Raw genomic sequence first — 19,149 nt, 5'->3', positions numbered from 1 at the left:
GAATGTTTGAAGAATTAAAACCGCATTTAGTAGAACTTAGAAAAAGATTATTTATAAGTGTTGCTTGTGTTGTTGTGATGTTTTTTGTATGTTTTAGTTTTAATAACTATATCATAGATATACTAAAAGCGCCTGTTGAAGCGGCCTTACCTGAAATTTCAAGACAAATGACCTTTGTTGAGTTACAAGAGCCTTTGTTTACTGCGATGAAGGTTTCGTTTTTTACAGCTTTTTTGATTTCTTTGCCAGTTATTTTTTGGCAGTTTTGGAAATTTGTAGCACCTGGACTTTATGATAATGAAAAAAGATTAGTAGTGCCTTTTGTAAGCTTTGCTAGTATTATGTTTGCGCTTGGTGCTTTGTTTTGTTATTATATAGTTATACCTTTGGCTTTTAAATTTTTGATTGATTTTGGGGTGCAAACCCAAGATTTTAAGCCTTTAATTAGCATAGGTTTATATGTAGGCTTTTTTACTAAATTAGTAATTGCTTTTGGTTTAGCTTTTGAAATGCCTGTAATAACCTTTTTCTTTGCTAAACTTGGACTGATTGATGATACTTTTTTGAAAAAACATTTTAGAGTTTCAGTTTTAGTGATTTTTGTTTTCTCAGCTATGATGACACCACCTGATGTTATATCGCAATTTTTAATGGCTGTTCCTTTATGCGGGCTTTATGGAATTTCTATTTATATAGCTAAAAAAGTTAATCCTAGTCAAAAAGAAGATGATGAAAATGATTGATAAAGATCTTTTGCTTTCTAGTTATGATTATAACTTACCAAATGAACTTATAGCAAATTTTCCTATTTTGCCCAAAGAAAATGCCAAGCTTTTAGTATATGAAAGATGTAAAGATCAAATTTCACATTTGCATTTTAAGGACTTAGCTAAAATTTTACCACCTTGTGAAATCATATTTAATGATACCAAAGTCATCAAAGCAAGAATTTATGGAAACAAAGAAAGTGGTAGTAAAATAGAACTTTTTATCAACCATCCTTTAAAAAATAATGAATTTTTAGTGCAAATTCGGGGTAAGGTTAAAGAAGGGCAAATTTTATATTTTGAAAATTCTTTAAAAGCTAAAATCAAAAAATTACATGATGATGGCACAAGAGAAGTAGAGTTTTTTAATGATGAAAAAGAGCTTAGTCATCATGAAGTTTTTGAAATTTTAGAAAAAATAGGCCATGTGCCTTTACCACCTTATATAAAAAGAGCAGATGAGGCACAAGATAGCATTAACTATCAAAGCATTTTTGCTAAAAATCAAGGCGCAGTTGCCGCACCTACTGCAAGCTTACACTTTGATGAAGCGATGATCAATGAACTTAAAAAAAATCATAATATCTATACTATCACACTACACGTTGGCGCAGGAACTTTTAAAGGTGTAGAATGTGAAGATATACGTGATCATAAAATGCATTCAGAATTTTTTCATATTGATGATGAAACTTGTGCTTTGATTGATTCTTCTAAGAAAATACTAGGCGTTGGTACCACTGTTACTCGTTGTATAGAATATTATTATAGAAAAAAATTAAAAGAAGGTTTTTGTGATTTGTTTTTACACCCACAAAATACCCCGCAAAGACTTGATTATTTACTTACTAATTTTCACTTGCCAAAATCAACTTTAATTATGCTTGTAGCAGCATTTATAGGTAGAGAAAAAACCTTAGAGCTTTACCATGAAGCCATAGAAAATAACTATCGTTTTTACTCATATGGTGATGGAATGCTAATTATTTAGTCTTTTTCTTGATATATTTTTTATCAATATAACCCAAATCTATAAGTTTTTGATAAATTTTAGCTAGTATAGGCCCCCCTGTACTACTACCACTTTTCCCATGTTCGATTAAAACTACTACTACATATTGTGGTTTTTCATAAGGTGCATAAGAAGTAATCCAAGCATGAGATCTTAAAAAATACTCTAAATCCTCTTCTTTAATACGCTTTTTTTCACTTTGAGAAATTCCAACCACCTGCGCTGTTCCTGTTTTAGCTGCTATGGTAATAGGCGAATTTCTTAAAAATCTTGCTGTAGTCCCACCATCAACATTGGCAACTTCATACATAGCACGCCTTAAAAGTGGAAGTTTTGATAATTCAAAAGTCGTAAAAACACTTTCATTATTGTCAAAATTTATCTTAGTAATATTATCATCAACGCTATGTAAAAAATGCGGTGTGATATTTTTCGCCGTAGCAATCATAGCTGTAAATTTAGCCACTTGCATAGGAGTAGCAAGAAAATCGCCTTGCCCTATGCTTGTATTTAAAGTTTCACCTTGATACCATGGTTGGTTGTATTTTTCTTTTTTCCATATTCTATTAGGTACTGTTCCTATAAATTCATTAGGTAAATCAACCCCTGTTTTTGCACCAAAACCTATCCTTTCAAAAACAGAACTAATAATGTCAATACCAACTTCTAAGGCACCTTTATAAAAATACACATCACAGCTTTCTCTAATAGCATCATTCATATCTACATAACCATGACCTGTAGCTTTCCAACATCTAAATTTTCTACCACCAAGCTCAAAGTTAGAATCACACAAATATTTATGATTTTCATTTACTTTACCACTATCTAAAAAAGCTAAAGCTGTACCCATTTTCACAACTGAACCTGGAGGATAAAGACCGTTAATAAGTTTATTAGTAAAAGGATGGTTTAAATCATTAGAAAGTTTATCCCATTCTTCTTGGCTAATACCCGTAACAAAAGGATTAAGATTATACTCAGGAAAACTACCCGCTGCTAAAATAGCCCCACTTTTTACATCCATTATTATAGCCGCACCTGCTAAATTTTCAAAAATACTAGCTAAATATTCTTGCAAGTCAAGATCTATACTTAAAGTAATATTACTTGAAGTAGGTTTTTTGTAAGAAAGCTCTTCTATTTCTTTATTTAATGCATTTACCTTGCTAACCTTTTCACCCTTTTGACCTTGCAAAATTTCATTATACGAACGCTCTATACCACTACGCCCTACATAGCTAGTTAATCTTGCAATTTCATTTTCATTCATATCATTTAAATTTGCTTTTCCAACATAACCTATAACATGACTAGCTAAGGCATCATAGGGATAAAATCTTTGAGTAGTAGATTTAACTTGCATATTTTCACGCAAATTAAGCTTAGTAAAATGCTTAATCATCGCATTATATTCTATAAATGGAACTACTTCTATATAATCTTGGTTATAATAAGAATCTGCTTTTATATAATTTCGTTTTAATTTAGTTATATTTAAATCAGGAAAAGCATCTACTATAGCTTGTAATTCTTGCTCTAAAAGAGCTCTGTTTTTCTTTTTTATATGCAAATATGGCTTTATAGAGATTGAAAAACCTAATTTATTTACCGCTAAGGGTCTGCCTTTAATATCTAAAATTTGTCCTCTTACAGGTGCTAAAAATTGCGTTTTAATGGCATTTTGTTTAGCTATTTCTTCATAATAAACATTAGATTTTATACTTATATAATACACTCTAGCAAGCAAAAGCATAAAAAAACAAGCTATAAAGCCCATCACCAAGCGCATACGCATAATCAGATTTTTCCTTTAAAAATAACAAAAGAAATCAAAGCTTCAACAGCAAAAAACCATAAATACTCAATACCAAATTTTAAAATTTCATTATTATCTAAATATGCTAAAAACACATCAAAAAGATAGATGAAAATATAAGCACAAAGAGTAAATACAACGAGTAAATAATGCCCTAGTTTTAATTTACTTTTAAACCAATCCACAAAAAAATGATAAAAAATAAAAAAAGCTATCCATGAGCTAAAAAGATAAAATCCATGAATAACATCAATCAACAAAAGATAAAACAAAGAAAAATACCATCTAAAATCAAGCTTATTAAGGGTTCTTTCTTTTTCTTTTAAAAGCACTATCATATAACAAAAAAATACCCCAAATAAAGGAGGTATCCAATAATACACAGAGCTTAGCACTTGATAAAAAATCAAAGATAGATAAAAAAATAAATAAGAAAAATCAAATCTATTTTTTACTAAATTTCTACTCCTCATTAAAACCCAAGCTCTCTAAAATGATTTTTTGTTCTAATTTATCAATACCATTTTTTTTCAAATTTGACACTAAGATAGCATTTTTATTTGTATTTAAAATTTTTGCTTTTTGGCTTTGATTGAGCTTGTCTGCTTTTGTAAAAACTGTTATTTTTTTTTGATCAGCTCTAATAAAAGAATCTAAATACAAATCTAAATTTGTATCAATATCTAAATTATCATGTCTTGAATCTATTAGATGAATAAAAAGTTTAATAGAGCTACGCTCTTTTAAAAACTCATCTAAATTTTTATTCCAAATAGCCTTAGTTTTTTTGCTCACTTTAGCATAACCAAAACCAGGTAAATCAATAAACATTAATTTGAATTTATCTTCATCTTTTTTACAATCAACTTCAAAAAAATTAATAAGCTGTGTTTTACCTGGAGTTGAAGAGCTTTTTGCTAAATTTTTATTCTTACAAAGAGTATTAATCAAAGAACTTTTACCCACATTAGAGCGTCCTAAAAAAGCGATTTCAGTGTATATAGGTTGTGGAGCTTCGTCTATTTTGGAAGCAGAAATTAAAAATTTAGCATTAAGTATCATTCTTTTACTTCAAATACAAATTTCACAGGTTTTTTATCTTTACTCACTACTCTATAAGTCATATTTTTTCTATCTACTATGATTTTATCCCCTATGAGTTCTTTTTTTGTTTGTATTTCTGTAATTTTTGCTTTGCCATTAATCTCATATGTATCCTTAGCTACATTATAAACAAACTCATCACCACTTCCATGATAAGTTTTATCTTTCATCATGATTTTAAATTTAGCATCTTTAGTAGCTATATATTTAATAGGTTGTTTATTTTTCATATAAATAACTAATTTTTGCGAATTTAAAATATCTTTACCTTTTTTAACTTCCACATCACCGGTTAATACACTTGTTTCGTTTTTTTCATCTAAATAAAAATCTTTAGCATAAACTTCTATTTTTTGCGCACTAAATGCGAGTAAATTTAACAAACACAAAAAAATTATTGCTCTAAAAACCATGCTTTTATTCCTTGAATTTTTAATTCTTTTTGATTTACATCATATAAAAAATTATCCCCAAAAACTTCATTTAAACCTATATATGCTTTAAAATTATCATTAGAAAATAAAATTTTATTTTTCATATCATAAGTTGCTTTTTGGGTAAAAATAGAAGTTTGATTATGATCAAAATAACTTACATTACCTTCTAAAATGGATTTTTCTTCATTCCTTACTAATAAATCTGAACTTAAATTATAATCAAGCGCTTGCACTTTAAAATCATCAAAAATATCTTTATCTTGGTATTTTACCCAACGACTTGCCTGATATGTAGCCTTAATTACACTAGCATTTAACTCATAATCAAGCACATCAAAAGCTTGCATATTTGCCACATCTATCTTTTGTGGTTTTATGGCAAATAAATATGGATCTTGGGTACTTAAAATCACCATAACAAAGGCAAATAAACTCATTAATATAGCAAAAATTTTTATCGCCAAAGTTTGTCCCATTGAGCTTGCATATTATTATGTTCAATTAAAATTTCTATCATCTCACTCACTGCCCCATTACCACCTTTTCTATTTAAAACTTTATCAGTTTTCAAAGCCTTATGTGCATCTTTTGGCTTAAAGCTATAAGCAACTGCTTCAAGCAAACTCATATCATTATAATAATCCCCAATAGCAGCACATTGAGAAAACTCTAAATTTAATTTTTCTAAAATTTCTTTAGCACAAGCTAGTTTATCACTAATGCCTTGATAAACTAAATCAATTTTTAAATCCCTAGCTCTAAAATATACACACTCACTAGTTCTACCTGTAATGATAGCAACTTTTTTACCAAGCTTTTGCCAAGCTTCAATCGCCGCGCCATCTTTTACATTAAATTCTTTAATCTCACCATAGTTTTGTGTGTAGATGATTTTACCATCTGTTAAACAACCATCTACATCTAAAAAAATAAGTTCTATCATAATCTTACTCTCTTACTATAAACGCACCCGGGAAAGATCCGCTATCAACAAAATCTCTTGCTTCTTGCTCACTTCTAAAGCCTTTTAAAAATACCCTATGTAAACCATCTTTAGCACTTGTTTGTATAGTTGAAGTATAAGAATTATAATTTTTGTATCTACTTGCTATTAGCTCTGCACCACTTTTATTTCTAAATGCTCCAATTTGCACCATAAAAGATCCACCTTGGAAAATATGACCACTATCAGCAATCTCTCCACTGCTGCCTAAATTAGAATTAGTATGAACTGAACCCGAACTTGCACTTGTTCCAAAGCCAATCACTTCAAGTCTTACAGGAGCTGTTCCAGATTGAATCATATCTATATCTCTTGCAGCCATATTAGATAAATCTATAATCCTACCTGCTACAAAAGGCCCTCTATCGTTAATCCTAACAGTAGTTTGACGGTGATTTTTTAAATTAGTTACTTTTACTATGGTATTCATAGGTAAAGTTTTATGAGCTGCAGTATAAGCGTGTTGATCATAAGTTTCACCATTGGAGGTTTTTTTACCATGGAAGCCCGGTCCATACCAACTAGCTATACCACCAGCAGTCTCACCTACTTCTACTACAGTTGGATAATAAGTTTTACCATTAATAGTGTAAGGCTTCATAGTACCTTTTAAACTAGTGTTATTGTGCTTTACACTTTTAAAATCCCTCTCTGGATAATACACAGTAGGTGTGCTAATAGGCATCATACTACAAGCACTAAACAAAACTCCTACACAACTAACGACTAACGACTTTTGTATGAGAGCTTTTGAATATTTTTTGAGTTGTTTTGATTTTTGCATTATTATTCTCCTTAATTTTTAACACAAGTTTTTGATTGATATTGATTAAATTTCCTTTGATTTTATTATATTCTTTAATGCTTTCAACACTTATTTTGTGTTTTCTTGCAATAGTATAAAGACTATCACCTTCTTTTACTATATAAATTTTTGTATGTGGAATGGTTGTATCCACCTTGGCTAATTTTACATTCTCCAATGCCTTTTCTACTGCCACACTTTTGCTTAAAGGAATGTACATATAATAATCTTTTTTATCAGGTGGAGTAAAGTCATAATTAAAATGTGGATTATAACGCTTAAATTCTTTATAAGACATTTTAGCTACTTTGGCAAGCTCTCTTAAAGAAACACTTGGTGGAACTGAGATTTTTTTAACTTCACTTGATAAGGCATAATTAAGCAAAGCGCTATCTTGAGAAATTAAAAAATCATTATTATTTGCTAAAAATGCCATAGTAAGAATTTTTCTAATAAAAATTCTAGTTTCTAATGGCAAGTATTTTTTATCAGGATCAAGCAAAACCCTTAAATCATCACTTTTTGCTTTTTTTATAGCTTGACGTAATTTACCATCACCGCAATTATAAGCTAAAATAGCCAAATACCATTTTCCAAACTGCTCTTTTAGTTGTTTTAAATAAGTAATAGCTGCATAAGTTGATTTTACTAAATCTTTTCTCTCATCTACATAAGGATCTATTCTTAAACCCAAAGTTTGTGCTGTTGGTTTCATAAATTGCCAAACACCCACAGCTTTAGTTCTTGAAATAGAATGAATTTTTAAACCAGATTCTACAATTGCTAAGTATAAAAATTCTTGAGGGATATTTTCTTTTTCTAGGATTTTGCGGATAATCGGGGTGATTTTGTAAAATTCCCTCATCGTATCTACTAAAGTTTTAGAATGCATATCCATGGAAGATTCTTTAAATTCTAAAAAAATCATATCACTAAGATAGCTTGCTTCTATATCTAAATTTCTTAAAATTTGTGCTTGTTGAGTATAGTGCTCTGGAGTAAATTGCAAGGCTTTAGCATTTAAACATAATAATACTAAAATAAAAAATAAAAAGCTTTTTTTCATCATAAACCTTGGAAAAACAAACGATTAGCGTTAGAATTAGTAAGTTTTATTATTTCATTTTTAGATAAATTTAAAAGCTCAGCCATTTTTTGAGCTACAAAATGGGTCAAAATAGGATCATTTACCTTGCCACGATGTGGCTCTGGAGTTAAATAAGGTCCATCTGTTTCTAAGACTAGTTTATCTTTTGGAATTTTAGGTAAAACTTCCACTAGTTTTCTTGCATTTTTAAAAGTTAAAACCCCACCTATACCAAAATAAAAACTATCATCTGCTAGCTGAAGTAAAAGCTCACTAGCATTAAAACAATGTAAAACGCCACCTTGTAAATCTTTTGCATATGTTTTTAAAATATTAAAACTATCTTCATTAGCTTCACGCACATGAACAATCAAAGGCTTTTTATATTCGATAGCTAGCTGAATTTGAGCTATAAAAACTTCTTTTTGCTTTGCTTTTATTTCATCCTCATCAACCCTTAAACGATAATAATCAAGCCCGCACTCACCCACTGCAATGCATTTTTTATCATTTATAAATTCTTTTAAAACATCCAAATCAAAATCATCTATATCATAAGGATGTACCCCACAAGAAAAATACACATTTTCATAATCATGTGCAATTTCTCTTGCTCTTGGCAAATCTTTTATATCCGCTCCAGGTATGATGATTTTGTCTACTCCATTAACAAAGGCATGATTTAACATCTCATCCAAATATCCAAAATAAGCTTGACTATCTAGATGACAATGTGTATCTATGATTTTTTCGCTAAAATCACAATCTAAAAACATACCTCTACCCTATTTTTACCATTAGCCTTAGCTAAATCTAGTGCCTTTTGAGCATTATCAAACAAATCTTGTATTTGGCTTGTTTTACCTCCAAAAGCAACTCCTACAGAAATACTATAATCAACCTCATCTAAAGCTATTAAAACACTTTCTTTAGCAATATTTACTCTTATATTTGAAAAAGCTTTCAATGCTTCTTTATTATCTGTATTTTTTAAAAGTACGTAAAATTTACCATCTTCAATTCTAGTTGCTAAATCCATACCGCGAATTTGATCTTTAATTTTTTTAGCTGTGTGTTTAATCACTCCATCGCCACAATCATAACTTAGTTCATAGTTAATTGTTGCAAGATTGTCTATATCAATTAATGCCAAAGCTAATTCTTCATTTTCTTGCATATCTTCTAAATAATCTAAAAATCTTTTTTCAAAATTTGCATAATCATCAAGTCCTGTTAGCAAATCTTTACCCAAACTATACTCATCAAGTAAAACACATTTTTGCATATAATCTAAGCAATTATTCACTCTACAATTAAGTGATTCTTTTTGAAAAGGTCTAATCACATAATCATTCACACCTTTCCTAAAAGCTCTTGCCTCTAGCGCATCATCTTTATCTCCAACCATGATCACACCAAGTTCTATCTTAGAATATTTTGAGCGAATTTCTACAAGCAAATCTTCCCCATTAATTACAGGCATAGTTGCATCACAAATTACCAATTTTGTATCAGGATTATCACTAAGATAACTTAGCGCTTCTTCTCCATGTGCTGCTGCTAAAACATTAAAAAGTTGATTATTAAGATTTTTTTTCATTTCTGCGCGTAAAGTTACATTAGCGATTGCTAAAATTATCTTAGTTTTATTGTTTTTTTGAAGCATTCTAATGGAACTTAGCATTTCATCAATACAGCTTTCGCTTTCTTTTTGTATATAACCTATAATATCTTTTTCCATAAATTTCTTACGCGTTTGCCCATCACTACTTCCTGTAAGTACTATAGCAGGAATATTTTTTTCTAAAACCACATCCACCACTTCTCCATTGGGAGCATCTGGCAAACAAAGATCTACAAAAGCCATAAAATAATCATTTTTCACTAATTCTTTAGCACTATTCATATCAAAAGCAACATCCACTTTTAAACCCAAAGTATTTTCTACTTTTTTTGCCAAAAGCTTTGTGAGCATTTTGTTATCATCAATAATTAAAATTTTTTCTTCCATAGCCAACTCTCTTTATAATTTCAAAGTATAATTATAACATATAGAAATTTACTTTTTGTTTTTAAAGTAAAGTTCTAGTAAATTCTAAAGCCTCTTGTGTGATATTTTCTCCACTTACCATTCTAGCAAGTTCTCTTACTCTTTCTTCTTTTTCTATTCTTCTTACCCTACTTTCATTTCCTATTTTTTCTACTAAAAAATGATTACTTGCTTTTGATGAAAGCTGTGGTAAATGTGAAATTGCAAAAATTTGATAAAACTTAGCAAGCTCTTTTAATACTTCGGCTATACTCATTGCTTCTTTACCACTTAAATTTGCATCAATTTCATCTAAAAATATTATCCCACTAGCTTTATTAGTAACATTACATTCTGTTGCAATAAAAGAAAGTCTTAGACGGTTTATCTCGCCTGAACTTAAATTTTTTAAACTAGCCTCATTGATATTTAAACTCACTTCATCTTTACCTAAAATACTTAAAGCACAATCTTTAAGTTCTAATTTAACTTCTTTCATATAAAGTTTTTCAAGATAAAAATTAAGTAATTTTTCAAGCTCATTTAATCTTTTTTTACGCAAAGTACTTAATTTTTGACTTTTCTCATCTAAAAGTATTTTAGCATTTTGTACTTTTTTTTCTAATTCCTTTTTTTCAAAACTTAAATTTTCATAATGAGCTAATTCTGCTTTTTTCTTCTCTAAAGCTTCTAAAGCTTCTTCTATACTTCCATATTTTGAAATCAAAGAAGAAAGTTTTTCTATCCTATCAAGTACTTCTTCTATATCAAAATCAAAATCATCAAAACTTTGATTTTCCCACACTGCCCTTAGTTCATTTAAACACTCTGAAAAAAATGAACTATCAACATCACTAATTTGCAAAGCTTCAATCACTGCTGATTCTAACTCAAAAATTCTACTTGCCCTGTTCCAAGCAGCGTCAATTTTATCTTTTTTCGAAAGTCTTTTTTTAAAACTCATTAATTCATCAAATTCGCCTATTTTTGGGTTAATACTTTGAATTTTTTGTATTTCAAAGCTCGTAAATTCTTTTAATTCTTCTACCTTTTTTTCTTCTTCTTGAATTTTTTCTAATTTAGTTTTATTTTCCATATATTCTTTATAAATATTTTTATATTCATTTAAAAAATCTTGAAATTTCTTATCCTCTTTTGATTGCATAAAATCAAGTAAGTTTAAAAATCTTTCATTTGAAAACTCATTATTTTCCTTAGCTGAAAGATATTTTACAAATTTCTTAGAAAGCAAGGCTAAATTCTTTTTTGAAATAAGTTGATTATTGATAAAATAACGCGAGCTTTTATCTTTTAAAAGTTTAAATATATTTAATTCTTCATTTTCGATACCAAACTCATCTAATTCAAGTTCATCATTTAACAAAATTTCTACCATTTTAGCTTCACTCTCACTTAGAGCAAATGCTGCCAAAATAGCCTTAAAAAGTACAGACTTTCCAGCACCACTTAAGCCAGTAAAGACAGTAAGTCCAGCTTCTAAGTCTAATTTTGCTTGTTTAAAACCTAAATTTTCTTTAATAAAAATACTCTCTATCATCACTTGCCCCAATTTAACTTTTCTTTTAAAACTTGGAAATAATCTCTATCTTTTTTATGTATAAAACTAAGTTCTTTTTTGCTAAGTCCTATAAGAATTCTATCATATTCTTTAGGATCAATCACTTCTTGCCCATCTAAATACAGCAAACAATGCTCAACTTTTAATTCAAGTTCAAAGCCATAAGGTAAAACTATGGGCCTTTGAGTTAAAGAATGAGAGCAAACTGGAGTTAGAACAAAAATTTCACTCCAAGGATGCACTATAGGCCCACCTGCACTAATATTATAAGCAGTCGAGCCACTTGAACTAGCTATAATCAAACCATCTCCATAATAAGCATTAAAAAGTTTATTTTCAAAAAAAACTTCTACATTTGCCATTAAAGCATTATCACGAGAAAAAACCGCATCATTAAAAGCAAATTTTTTAATGATTTTATTTTTTTTATACAAGGTAATTTGAAGCATTTTGGCTTTTTCTATTTTAAAATCACTTTTAAAAAAATCTTTAAAAAAACTTTCTAACTCATTAAAAGAAAGAGCTGTTAAAAAACCTAAATTTCCTGCATTTATACCCAAAATAGGCTTTTTAGCTTGATAAACTTGTCTACATAAAGACAAAAGTGTACCATCTCCACCCAGAGAAATCAAAAAATCTAATTCTTGTAAATCTTTTAGATTAATTTTTTCTTGCTCTAGCAACACAAGCTCTATATTTTTTTGCAAAAAAATTGCTCTTAAAAAATCAATTTGCTCATTTAAATTTGTGTTTAACCTACAAAATAAGCCTATTTTTTGAATTTTTTCTATATTTATATTTTTTTTCATAAAAAAATTATAACAAAACTTAGCTAAGCAAAAGAATAAAATACTATAATAACAAAATTGAACAAAATTAAGCTAAGGAAAAATTTTGAGAACTCATTATAATACAGAGCTTAACATACAAAATGTTGGCGAGGAAGTAACATTATGTGGTTGGGTAAATTCTTACCGTGATCATGGAGGTGTAATTTTTATCGATCTTAGAGATCGTAGCGGACTTATACAGTTAGTATGTGATCCTGCAGATAATCAAGAAGCACATAATATAGCTTCATCAGTAAGAAATGAATATGTTTTAATAGCACAAGGTAAAATTCGCCCACGCGGTGAAGGACTTGTAAATCCAAAATTAAAAACCGGAGAAATAGAAGTTGTTATAAATAAACTTACTATTGAAAATGAAAGTGCTGTAATACCTTTTGCTATAGGCGATGAAAGCGTTAATGAAGAATTAAGATTAAAATATAGATTTTTAGATTTAAGAAGCAAAAAACTTTATGATAATTTTGCTCTAAGATCAACTGCTTGTATAGCAGCAAGAAATTCTTTATCAAGCATGGGATTTTTAGAAGTTGAAACCCCTATTTTAACTAAAGCCACTCCAGAAGGTGCAAGGGATTATTTAGTACCATCACGTGTACATCAAGGCGAATTTTATGCCTTACCTCAAAGTCCCCAACTTTTCAAACAACTTTTAATGTGTTCAGGATTTGATAGATATTTTCAAATTGCAAAATGCTTTAGAGATGAAGATTTAAGAGCGGATCGCCAACCTGAATTTACTCAAATAGACATAGAGATGAGTTTTTGCGAGCAAAAAGATATCATAGCTATGGCAGAAAATTTACTTAAAGATATTTTCAAAGCTTGCGGAAAAGAAATTAGCATACCTTTTAGACAAATGAGTTATAAAGAAGCTATGGAAAATTATGGCTCTGATAAACCTGATTTAAGATTTGATATGAAATTTATTGATGTGATTGATATTTTTGCAAAATCAAATAACGAAATTTTTGCAAATATCGCAAAAGATACAAAGAAAAATCGCATTAAAGCCTTAAGAGTTCCAAAAGGCGATACGATTTTTTCTAAACGCCAAATGCAAAGATTTGAAGAATTTGTACGCAAATTTGGAGCAGCAGGACTTGCGTTCATACAAATGAAAGAAGATGGTCCTAAGGGTCCACTTTGCAAATTCTTTAGTGAAGAGGATTTAAACGCTTTAATTCAAAGATGTGAATTAGAAGTTGGAGATGTAGTATTTTTTGGTGCAGGGGCTAAGAAAACCGTGCTTGATTATATGGGTAGATTTAGATTATTCCTTGCTGATGAAATGAAAATTATTGATGAAGATAAATTAGAATTTTTATGGGTTATTGATTTTCCTATGTTTGAACAAAATGATGATGGAAACTATTCTGCAATGCACCATCCATTTACTATGCCAAAAAACATTGATGAGCAAGATTTAGAAGAGATTAATTCTATTGCACATGATGTGGTATTAAATGGTGTAGAATTAGGTGGTGGTAGTATAAGAATTCATAAAAGCCCTATCCAACAAAAAGTCTTTAAGCTTTTAAATATTGATGAAGAAGAGCAAAGAAAGAAATTTGATTTCTTACTTGATGCATTAAGCTTTGGAGCACCGCCACATGGTGGTATAGCAATAGGTCTTGATAGGCTTATCATGCTTTTAACAAAATCTTCAAGCATTAGAGAAGTTATAGCTTTTCCTAAAACACAAAGAGCACAATGTCTTATGACTCAAGCTCCAAGCGAAGTAAGCAATGAACAAATGAGAGAATTAGGTATAAGATTAAGGGAGAATACTAAATGAAACAATTATTTTTAATTATAGGTGCACCAGGTAGTGGTAAAACAACCGATGCAAGCATCATAGCTAAAGATGATGCAAATATTACTCACTATTCTACAGGTGATTTACTAAGAGCAGAAGTGGCTAGTGGAAGCGAGCTTGGAAAGACTATTGATAGTTTTATTTCTAAGGGAAATTTAGTTCCACTAGATGTAGTTGTAAATACTATCATCACTGCTTTAAAAAATGCACCAACTAACACAATACTTATCGATGGTTATCCAAGAAGTGCTGAACAAATGCTTGAGTTTGATAAGGTATTAAAAAACCAAAGTGAAGTAAATTTAAAAGGTGTTATAGAAGTTAAAGTTAGCGAAGAAGTTGCTAGAGAAAGAGTTTTAGGGCGTGCTAGAGGTGCTGATGATAACGAAGAAGTTTTCAATAATAGAATGAAAGTTTACTTAGAACCTTTAGAAGAAATAACAAATTTTTATACTAAAGAAAATATCCACCATGTAATCAATGGTGAAAGAAGTATTGAAGCTATCGTAGCTGATATGAAAAATTTAATCAATGATTTATTAAAATAAAGGATAAAAAATGGATATTAGCAAAATCAAAGTTGGAGAAGTACCAAACAAACTTAATGCGGTTATTGAAATTCCTTATGGTTCAAACATTAAATACGAACTTGACAAAGAAAGCGGAGCCATCATGGTTGATCGTGTAATGTATTCAGCTATGTTTTATCCAGCAAACTATGGTTTTATACCAAATACTCTTGCAGATGATGGCGATCCTATTGATGTTTTAGTATTAAATGAATACCCTATCCAAGCAGGAGCTGTGATTCCTTGTCGTTTAATAGGAGTGTTATTAATGGAAGATGAAAGCGGTATGGATGAAAAATTACTTGCTGTTCCTGTAAGTAAAATTGACCCAAGATATGATAGTATTAAAAGTTTAGATGATTTACCAAAAGCAAGCTTAGATAAAATCAAAAATTTCTTTGAAACATATAAAATGCTTGAACCAAACAAATGGGTAAAAGTAAAAGAATTTGCAGGTATTGAAAAAGCAAGTGAAATTTTAGAAAATTCTATTAAAAATTATAAATAATTAAGTCCTTTTAAGGACTTCACAAAGGATAAAAAATGAAAAGTATTATTGCTTTTAGTATAGCTTTTGTGGTGCTAATAGGCGCTAGTATTGGTTTTTATATGTGGTATTTTGAAGATGATTCAAATACTTATGTATATGATTATAAAAAAAGTAGTTCTTATCAAAGCTACACTCCACCAAGCACTCAATACAATCAAGAAAGAAATAATATAAGTGATAATACTTACTACCAACCACAGCAAACAAACCAAGAGCCTTTAAAAGAAGAAACTCCGGTACAAAACAATCCTATCATAGATGAAAATACAAGTACTCAAGAAGTCGTGCCAACAACCCAAACAAATATAGCTGAAGTTTCCAAAAATGAAACTATCACACCTAAAGTAGTCCAAAAAGAAGAAAAAACTCCAGTTGAAAACAACAAACAAACAAGCGTAAAAAAAGAAAAAACAACAAAATATAAAAATACCATGCAAGAATACATTGCAAAAGGCAAAACTAGCAGATATGAGCCAAGATTGAGTGATGATTTTGTTAAAGTTTATGTATTAGATGGAAAAAGCTTAAGTGATTATAGAATTGATATGTTAAAAGAAATAATTAATCCTATTAAAGTTAATTCCCAAGATTATAATTTAACTATTTTTATCGATATGCTATCAAATGATAATATGAAATTAAGCATATATAACAAAGATATTGTTTTTGCTAAAAATAAGAAAAAATATAATTATGTAGATGTTAAAATTTCTGATTTGAAATTTTTATTTGAAAGAAATGGATATAGCGAATATAGCAATGAAAATTTACTTGAAAAAATCAATCAAAATCTAGCAAGAGAAGATATAATCAAAAAAATCAAAATTCAAGGTTATGCAGACGATAGAGGTAGTACTTTTGCAAACTACATGATAGGATTAAATAGAGCAATGAATGTGGCTAAACATTTCTTTAGCTTTACTGAGGTTATAGAAATAGAATCTTTAGGAAAAGACACCTATCCTACTAAAGATAAATCTGATTCTCAAAGACAAAATAATCGTAAAGTAGAAATTAGTTTTTTATAACTAATTTCTAAAATTCAAAACTTCTTTAACAATTTTAAGCTAACATAACAATTTATTTTCATTCTCAAGGTAGCAATTATGTATGATAAATCACTAGAAAAAGAATATTATAAAATTTGCGAAGAACGCGGATATTTTGAAATCAACGGCAATGAAAAAATTCAAGAAAAAGGCAAAAACTTTTGTATTATGATGCCACCACCTAATGTAACAGGCGTTTTACACATAGGTCATGCTCTAACTTGTACTTTACAAGATATCACAACGCGTTATAAAAGAATGGATGGTTATAAAACCCTTTACCAACCAGGGCTTGATCATGCAGGGATTGCAACACAAAATGTTGTAGAAAAACAACTTTTAGCTCAAGGTATTAAAAAAGAAGAACTTGGTAGAGAGGAATTTATAAAAAAAGTATGGGAGTGGAAAGAACAAAGCGGTGGTACCATAGTTAAGCAAATGCGAATTTTAGGTATCACTCCTGCTTGGAGTCGTTTGCGCTTTACTATGGATGAAGGTTTAGTAAATGCGGTAAAAAAAGCCTTTGTAGATCTTTATGATAAAAAGCTTATTATGCGTGGAAATTACATGGTAAATTGGTGCACCCATGATGGAGCATTAAGTGATATAGAAGTAGAACACAAAGAAAATAAAGGAAAATTATATTATTTAAAATATTTCTTAGAAAATTCTCAAGAATACATCGTAGTAGCTACCACAAGACCAGAAACTTATTTTGGCGATAGTGCTGTGATGGTTAATCCAAACGATGAAAGATTTAAACACTTAATAGGCAAAAATGTCATTTTACCTTTAATAGATAGAAAAATTCCTATTATTGCTGATGAGCATGTAGATATGGAATTTGGTACAGGTTTTGTAAAAGTAACCCCAGCACATGATCATAATGACTACGAAGTAGGCTTAAGACATAAACTGGAATTTATTACTATCTTTGATGAAAAAGGTATTTTAAATGAACATTGCTTGCATTTTAAAGGCTTAGAAAGATTAGAAGCAAGAGATACTATTATAAAAGAATTACAAGAAAAGGGTTTTGTTGAAAAAATAGAAGACTATACTAATCAAGTAGGATATTGCTATCGTTGTAAAAATGTAGTAGAACCTTACATTTCTAAACAATGGTTTGTAAAAAATGAAATCGCAAAAGAAAGTATAGAAAAAGTTAATCTTGGTGGAAGTAAATTCTACCCTGCACATTGGATTAATAGTTTTAATGCTTGGATGAGAGATTTAAAAGATTGGTGTATTTCAAGACAACTTTGGTGGGGTCATCAAATTCCTGTGTATTATTGTGAATGTTCTCATGAATGGGCAAGCGAAGAAACTCCAAGTCAATGTCCAAAATGCCAAAGTACTAATTTCAAACAAGACCCTGATGTTTTAGACACTTGGTTTTCTTCTGGTCTTTGGGCTATGAGTACTTTAGGTTGGGGTAATAAAGACTGGGGCAAAAACACACTTTGGCATGAAGATGATTTAAAAGATTTTTATCCAAATTCTTTATTAATCACCGGCTTTGATATTTTATTTTTCTGGGTTGCAAGAATGATGTTTCAAAGTACTAATGCCTTAGGTGAGCTTCCTTTTAAAGATATATATTTGCATGCTTTGGTTAAAGATGAGCAAGGTAGAAAAATGAGTAAGTCTTTAGACAATGTCATTGATCCTGTGCAAAGTGTGGATGAATACAGTGCTGATATCTTGCGTTTTACTCTTGCTCTTTTAGCTATCCAAGGTAGAGATATAAAATTAAGCAATGACAAACTCATACAAGTTAGAAATTTTACCAACAAGCTTTACAATGCAAGCAAATTTTTACTTTTAAATGAAGAAAAATTTGAAGATTTAAATAAAAGTAAAATTCAAACTAACTTGGCAAAATACATGCTATCTCGTTTTGAAGTATGCGTAAAAGAAACAAGAGAAAATTTAGACAACTACCGTTTTAATGATGCGGCAAATACTTTGTATAGATTTTTCTGGGATGAATTTTGTGATTGGGGGATCGAGCTTAGTAAGGCTGAAAAATCAAGTATAAAAGAACTTGGAAGCATTTTTAAAGAAGCATTAAAGCTTTTAAATCCTTTTATGCCATTTATTAGTGAGTATTTATACCATGAGTTAAGTAAAACTTCTATCCAAACTCATGAGTCTATAATGATTTCAAGATATCCTAAATTTAATTCTAGAGATGAAAAAATAGAAAAATTATTTAATATCATTATAGAAAGTATAGTGAGTTTACGCCGTGCAAAAACCTTAGTAGAACTTGCAAATGCAAAAATTCAAAAAGCTTGTATAAAATTAAACGATGAGAGTTTAATGGCTGAGTTAAAAAATTACACTAATTTTATCTCAACACTTGCAAAATGTGAAAACATCGAATTTATTAGTACAAATTTAGAAAAATCCATCAGAGATGTAAGTGAGAATTTAGAAGTATTTATACCAACTCAAGATCTTGATTTAAGCGGTGTTTTAAATAGGCTTAATAGTCAAAAGACAAAACTTGAAAAAGAATTTAACAAGCTAGATGCTATGATGAAAAATGAAAAATTTATCTCTAATGCACCGGCTGCGGTTGTTGAGCAAAATAAAACTCAACTTGAAAGCATTAAAACTCAACTTGAAAAAATCAATGATGAAATTTCTAATTTAGAAGGCTAATA

19 protein-coding genes are annotated in these 19,149 nt (G+C 29.6%); 7 read left to right on the top strand and 12 right to left on the bottom strand.

All coding sequences use genetic code 11. The features are described 5' to 3' along the window. Positions 1–2: 2 nt before the first annotated feature. Both tatC and queA read left to right on the top strand, forming a co-directional pair. Positions 3–743, top strand: a complete 741-nt coding sequence (gene tatC, locus CAMP5082_RS06305) for a twin-arginine translocase subunit TatC (RefSeq protein WP_039628251.1) — start codon at positions 3–5, stop codon at positions 741–743. Continuing rightward, positions 730–1,758 carry a tRNA preQ1(34) S-adenosylmethionine ribosyltransferase-isomerase QueA gene (gene queA, locus CAMP5082_RS06300; protein ID WP_337206246.1) on the top strand — a complete coding sequence of 343 codons (1,029 nt, stop codon included), beginning with the start codon at positions 730–732 and terminating at the stop codon, positions 1,756–1,758. Before tatC ends, queA begins: the two co-directional genes overlap by 14 nt. Here queA and mrdA read toward each other — a convergent pair. From mrdA to CAMP5082_RS06240, 12 genes are all read right to left on the bottom strand, one after another. Further along, positions 1,751–3,577 carry a penicillin-binding protein 2 gene (gene mrdA, locus CAMP5082_RS06295; protein WP_337206235.1) on the bottom strand — a complete coding sequence of 609 codons (1,827 nt, stop codon included), beginning with the start codon at positions 3,575–3,577 and terminating at the stop codon, positions 1,751–1,753. The genes queA and mrdA overlap by 8 nt on opposite strands. A 2-nt stretch (positions 3,578–3,579) precedes the next feature. After that, a complete protein-coding gene (locus CAMP5082_RS06290; protein WP_337206234.1) occupies positions 3,580–4,071 on the bottom strand; it encodes a hypothetical protein in 492 nt (163 codons plus the stop codon). Then, positions 4,061–4,660, bottom strand: a complete 600-nt coding sequence (gene yihA / locus CAMP5082_RS06285; RefSeq protein ID WP_337206233.1) for a ribosome biogenesis GTP-binding protein YihA/YsxC — start codon at positions 4,658–4,660, stop codon at positions 4,061–4,063. The genes CAMP5082_RS06290 and yihA overlap by 11 nt, the downstream gene beginning before the upstream one ends. Then, the gene (gene lptA, locus CAMP5082_RS06280) at positions 4,657–5,115 is read right to left on the bottom strand and encodes a lipopolysaccharide transport periplasmic protein LptA (protein WP_337206232.1); all 459 of its coding nucleotides are present in this window, start codon (positions 5,113–5,115) and stop codon (positions 4,657–4,659) included. The genes yihA and lptA overlap by 4 nt, the downstream gene beginning before the upstream one ends. Continuing rightward, positions 5,097–5,615 (bottom strand): hypothetical protein, encoded by a 519-nt coding sequence (locus CAMP5082_RS06275; protein WP_337206231.1) that lies wholly within the window; start codon positions 5,613–5,615, stop codon positions 5,097–5,099. The genes lptA and CAMP5082_RS06275 overlap by 19 nt, the downstream gene beginning before the upstream one ends. Next, entirely contained in the window at positions 5,594–6,082 is a 489-nt protein-coding gene (locus tag CAMP5082_RS06270; protein ID WP_337206230.1) for an HAD hydrolase family protein, read from the bottom strand. The genes CAMP5082_RS06275 and CAMP5082_RS06270 overlap by 22 nt, the downstream gene beginning before the upstream one ends. Before the next feature lie 4 nt (positions 6,083–6,086). After that, positions 6,087–6,926: a septal ring lytic transglycosylase RlpA family protein gene (locus CAMP5082_RS06265; RefSeq protein ID WP_337206229.1), complete on the bottom strand. Its 840-nt coding sequence runs from the start codon at positions 6,924–6,926 to the stop codon at positions 6,087–6,089. Beyond that, positions 6,862–8,013 carry a lytic transglycosylase domain-containing protein gene (locus CAMP5082_RS06260; RefSeq protein WP_337206228.1) on the bottom strand — a complete coding sequence of 384 codons (1,152 nt, stop codon included), beginning with the start codon at positions 8,011–8,013 and terminating at the stop codon, positions 6,862–6,864. The genes CAMP5082_RS06265 and CAMP5082_RS06260 overlap by 65 nt, the downstream gene beginning before the upstream one ends. Further along, positions 8,013–8,810, bottom strand: coding sequence for a TatD family hydrolase (locus CAMP5082_RS06255; protein WP_337206227.1), 798 nt, complete (start codon positions 8,808–8,810; stop codon positions 8,013–8,015). Before CAMP5082_RS06255 ends, CAMP5082_RS06260 begins: the two co-directional genes overlap by 1 nt. Continuing rightward, positions 8,801–10,045, bottom strand: a complete 1,245-nt coding sequence (gene cbrR / locus CAMP5082_RS06250; RefSeq protein ID WP_337206226.1) for a bile resistance response regulator CbrR — start codon at positions 10,043–10,045, stop codon at positions 8,801–8,803. The genes CAMP5082_RS06255 and cbrR overlap by 10 nt, the downstream gene beginning before the upstream one ends. Positions 10,046–10,106: 61 nt before the next feature. Then, a complete protein-coding gene (locus CAMP5082_RS06245; protein WP_337206225.1) occupies positions 10,107–11,621 on the bottom strand; it encodes an AAA family ATPase in 1,515 nt (504 codons plus the stop codon). Beyond that, positions 11,621–12,451 (bottom strand): NAD(+)/NADH kinase, encoded by an 831-nt coding sequence (locus CAMP5082_RS06240; RefSeq protein WP_337206224.1) that lies wholly within the window; start codon positions 12,449–12,451, stop codon positions 11,621–11,623. Before CAMP5082_RS06240 ends, CAMP5082_RS06245 begins: the two co-directional genes overlap by 1 nt. Before the next feature lie 85 nt (positions 12,452–12,536). Between CAMP5082_RS06240 and aspS the strand changes: the two genes are divergently transcribed. The 5 genes from aspS to CAMP5082_RS06215 all read left to right on the top strand — a co-directional run bounded on the left by aspS (position 12,537) and on the right by CAMP5082_RS06215 (position 19,147). Then, positions 12,537–14,288, top strand: a complete 1,752-nt coding sequence (gene aspS / locus CAMP5082_RS06235) for an aspartate--tRNA ligase (protein ID WP_337206223.1) — start codon at positions 12,537–12,539, stop codon at positions 14,286–14,288. After that, entirely contained in the window at positions 14,285–14,857 is a 573-nt protein-coding gene (locus CAMP5082_RS06230; RefSeq protein ID WP_337206222.1) for an adenylate kinase, read from the top strand. The genes aspS and CAMP5082_RS06230 overlap by 4 nt, the downstream gene beginning before the upstream one ends. Positions 14,858–14,867: 10 nt before the next feature. Beyond that, positions 14,868–15,386, top strand: coding sequence for an inorganic diphosphatase (gene ppa, locus CAMP5082_RS06225; RefSeq protein WP_039618061.1), 519 nt, complete (start codon positions 14,868–14,870; stop codon positions 15,384–15,386). 35 nt (positions 15,387–15,421) lie between these two features. Continuing rightward, positions 15,422–16,456: a hypothetical protein gene (locus CAMP5082_RS06220; RefSeq protein ID WP_337206221.1), complete on the top strand. Its 1,035-nt coding sequence runs from the start codon at positions 15,422–15,424 to the stop codon at positions 16,454–16,456. Between the two features lie 78 nt (positions 16,457–16,534). Continuing rightward, complete coding sequence (locus CAMP5082_RS06215; RefSeq protein ID WP_337206220.1) at positions 16,535–19,147, top strand: valine--tRNA ligase; 2,613 nt, start codon at positions 16,535–16,537, stop codon at positions 19,145–19,147. Positions 19,148–19,149: the final 2 nt, after the last annotated feature.

This window comes from Campylobacter sp. LMG 17559 (genome assembly GCF_024723605.1).
Classification (GTDB): domain Bacteria; phylum Campylobacterota; class Campylobacteria; order Campylobacterales; family Campylobacteraceae; genus Campylobacter_D.
This window is presented reverse-complemented; position numbering and strand designations above follow the sequence as displayed.

What these genes read in the sequence shown, in the direction of transcription:
- tatC (WP_039628251.1), top strand. Translation starts at nt 3, where the DNA reads ATGTTTGAAGAATTAAAACCGCATTTAGTAGAACTTAGAAAAAGATTA.
- queA (WP_337206246.1), top strand. Translation starts at nt 730, where the DNA reads ATGAAAATGATTGATAAAGATCTTTTGCTTTCTAGTTATGATTATAAC.
- mrdA (WP_337206235.1), bottom strand. Translation starts at nt 3,577, where the DNA reads ATGCGTATGCGCTTGGTGATGGGCTTTATAGCTTGTTTTTTTATGCTT.
- CAMP5082_RS06290 (WP_337206234.1), bottom strand. Translation starts at nt 4,071, where the DNA reads ATGAGGAGTAGAAATTTAGTAAAAAATAGATTTGATTTTTCTTATTTA.
- yihA (WP_337206233.1), bottom strand. Translation starts at nt 4,660, where the DNA reads ATGATACTTAATGCTAAATTTTTAATTTCTGCTTCCAAAATAGACGAA.
- lptA (WP_337206232.1), bottom strand. Translation starts at nt 5,115, where the DNA reads ATGGTTTTTAGAGCAATAATTTTTTTGTGTTTGTTAAATTTACTCGCA.
- CAMP5082_RS06275 (WP_337206231.1), bottom strand. Translation starts at nt 5,615, where the DNA reads ATGGGACAAACTTTGGCGATAAAAATTTTTGCTATATTAATGAGTTTA.
- CAMP5082_RS06270 (WP_337206230.1), bottom strand. Translation starts at nt 6,082, where the DNA reads ATGATAGAACTTATTTTTTTAGATGTAGATGGTTGTTTAACAGATGGT.
- CAMP5082_RS06265 (WP_337206229.1), bottom strand. Translation starts at nt 6,926, where the DNA reads ATGCAAAAATCAAAACAACTCAAAAAATATTCAAAAGCTCTCATACAA.
- CAMP5082_RS06260 (WP_337206228.1), bottom strand. Translation starts at nt 8,013, where the DNA reads ATGAAAAAAAGCTTTTTATTTTTTATTTTAGTATTATTATGTTTAAAT.
- CAMP5082_RS06255 (WP_337206227.1), bottom strand. Translation starts at nt 8,810, where the DNA reads ATGTTTTTAGATTGTGATTTTAGCGAAAAAATCATAGATACACATTGT.
- cbrR (WP_337206226.1), bottom strand. Translation starts at nt 10,045, where the DNA reads ATGGAAGAAAAAATTTTAATTATTGATGATAACAAAATGCTCACAAAG.
- CAMP5082_RS06245 (WP_337206225.1), bottom strand. Translation starts at nt 11,621, where the DNA reads ATGATAGAGAGTATTTTTATTAAAGAAAATTTAGGTTTTAAACAAGCA.
- CAMP5082_RS06240 (WP_337206224.1), bottom strand. Translation starts at nt 12,451, where the DNA reads ATGAAAAAAAATATAAATATAGAAAAAATTCAAAAAATAGGCTTATTT.
- CAMP5082_RS06230 (WP_337206222.1), top strand. Translation starts at nt 14,285, where the DNA reads ATGAAACAATTATTTTTAATTATAGGTGCACCAGGTAGTGGTAAAACA.
- ppa (WP_039618061.1), top strand. Translation starts at nt 14,868, where the DNA reads ATGGATATTAGCAAAATCAAAGTTGGAGAAGTACCAAACAAACTTAAT.
- CAMP5082_RS06220 (WP_337206221.1), top strand. Translation starts at nt 15,422, where the DNA reads ATGAAAAGTATTATTGCTTTTAGTATAGCTTTTGTGGTGCTAATAGGC.
- CAMP5082_RS06215 (WP_337206220.1), top strand. Translation starts at nt 16,535, where the DNA reads ATGTATGATAAATCACTAGAAAAAGAATATTATAAAATTTGCGAAGAA.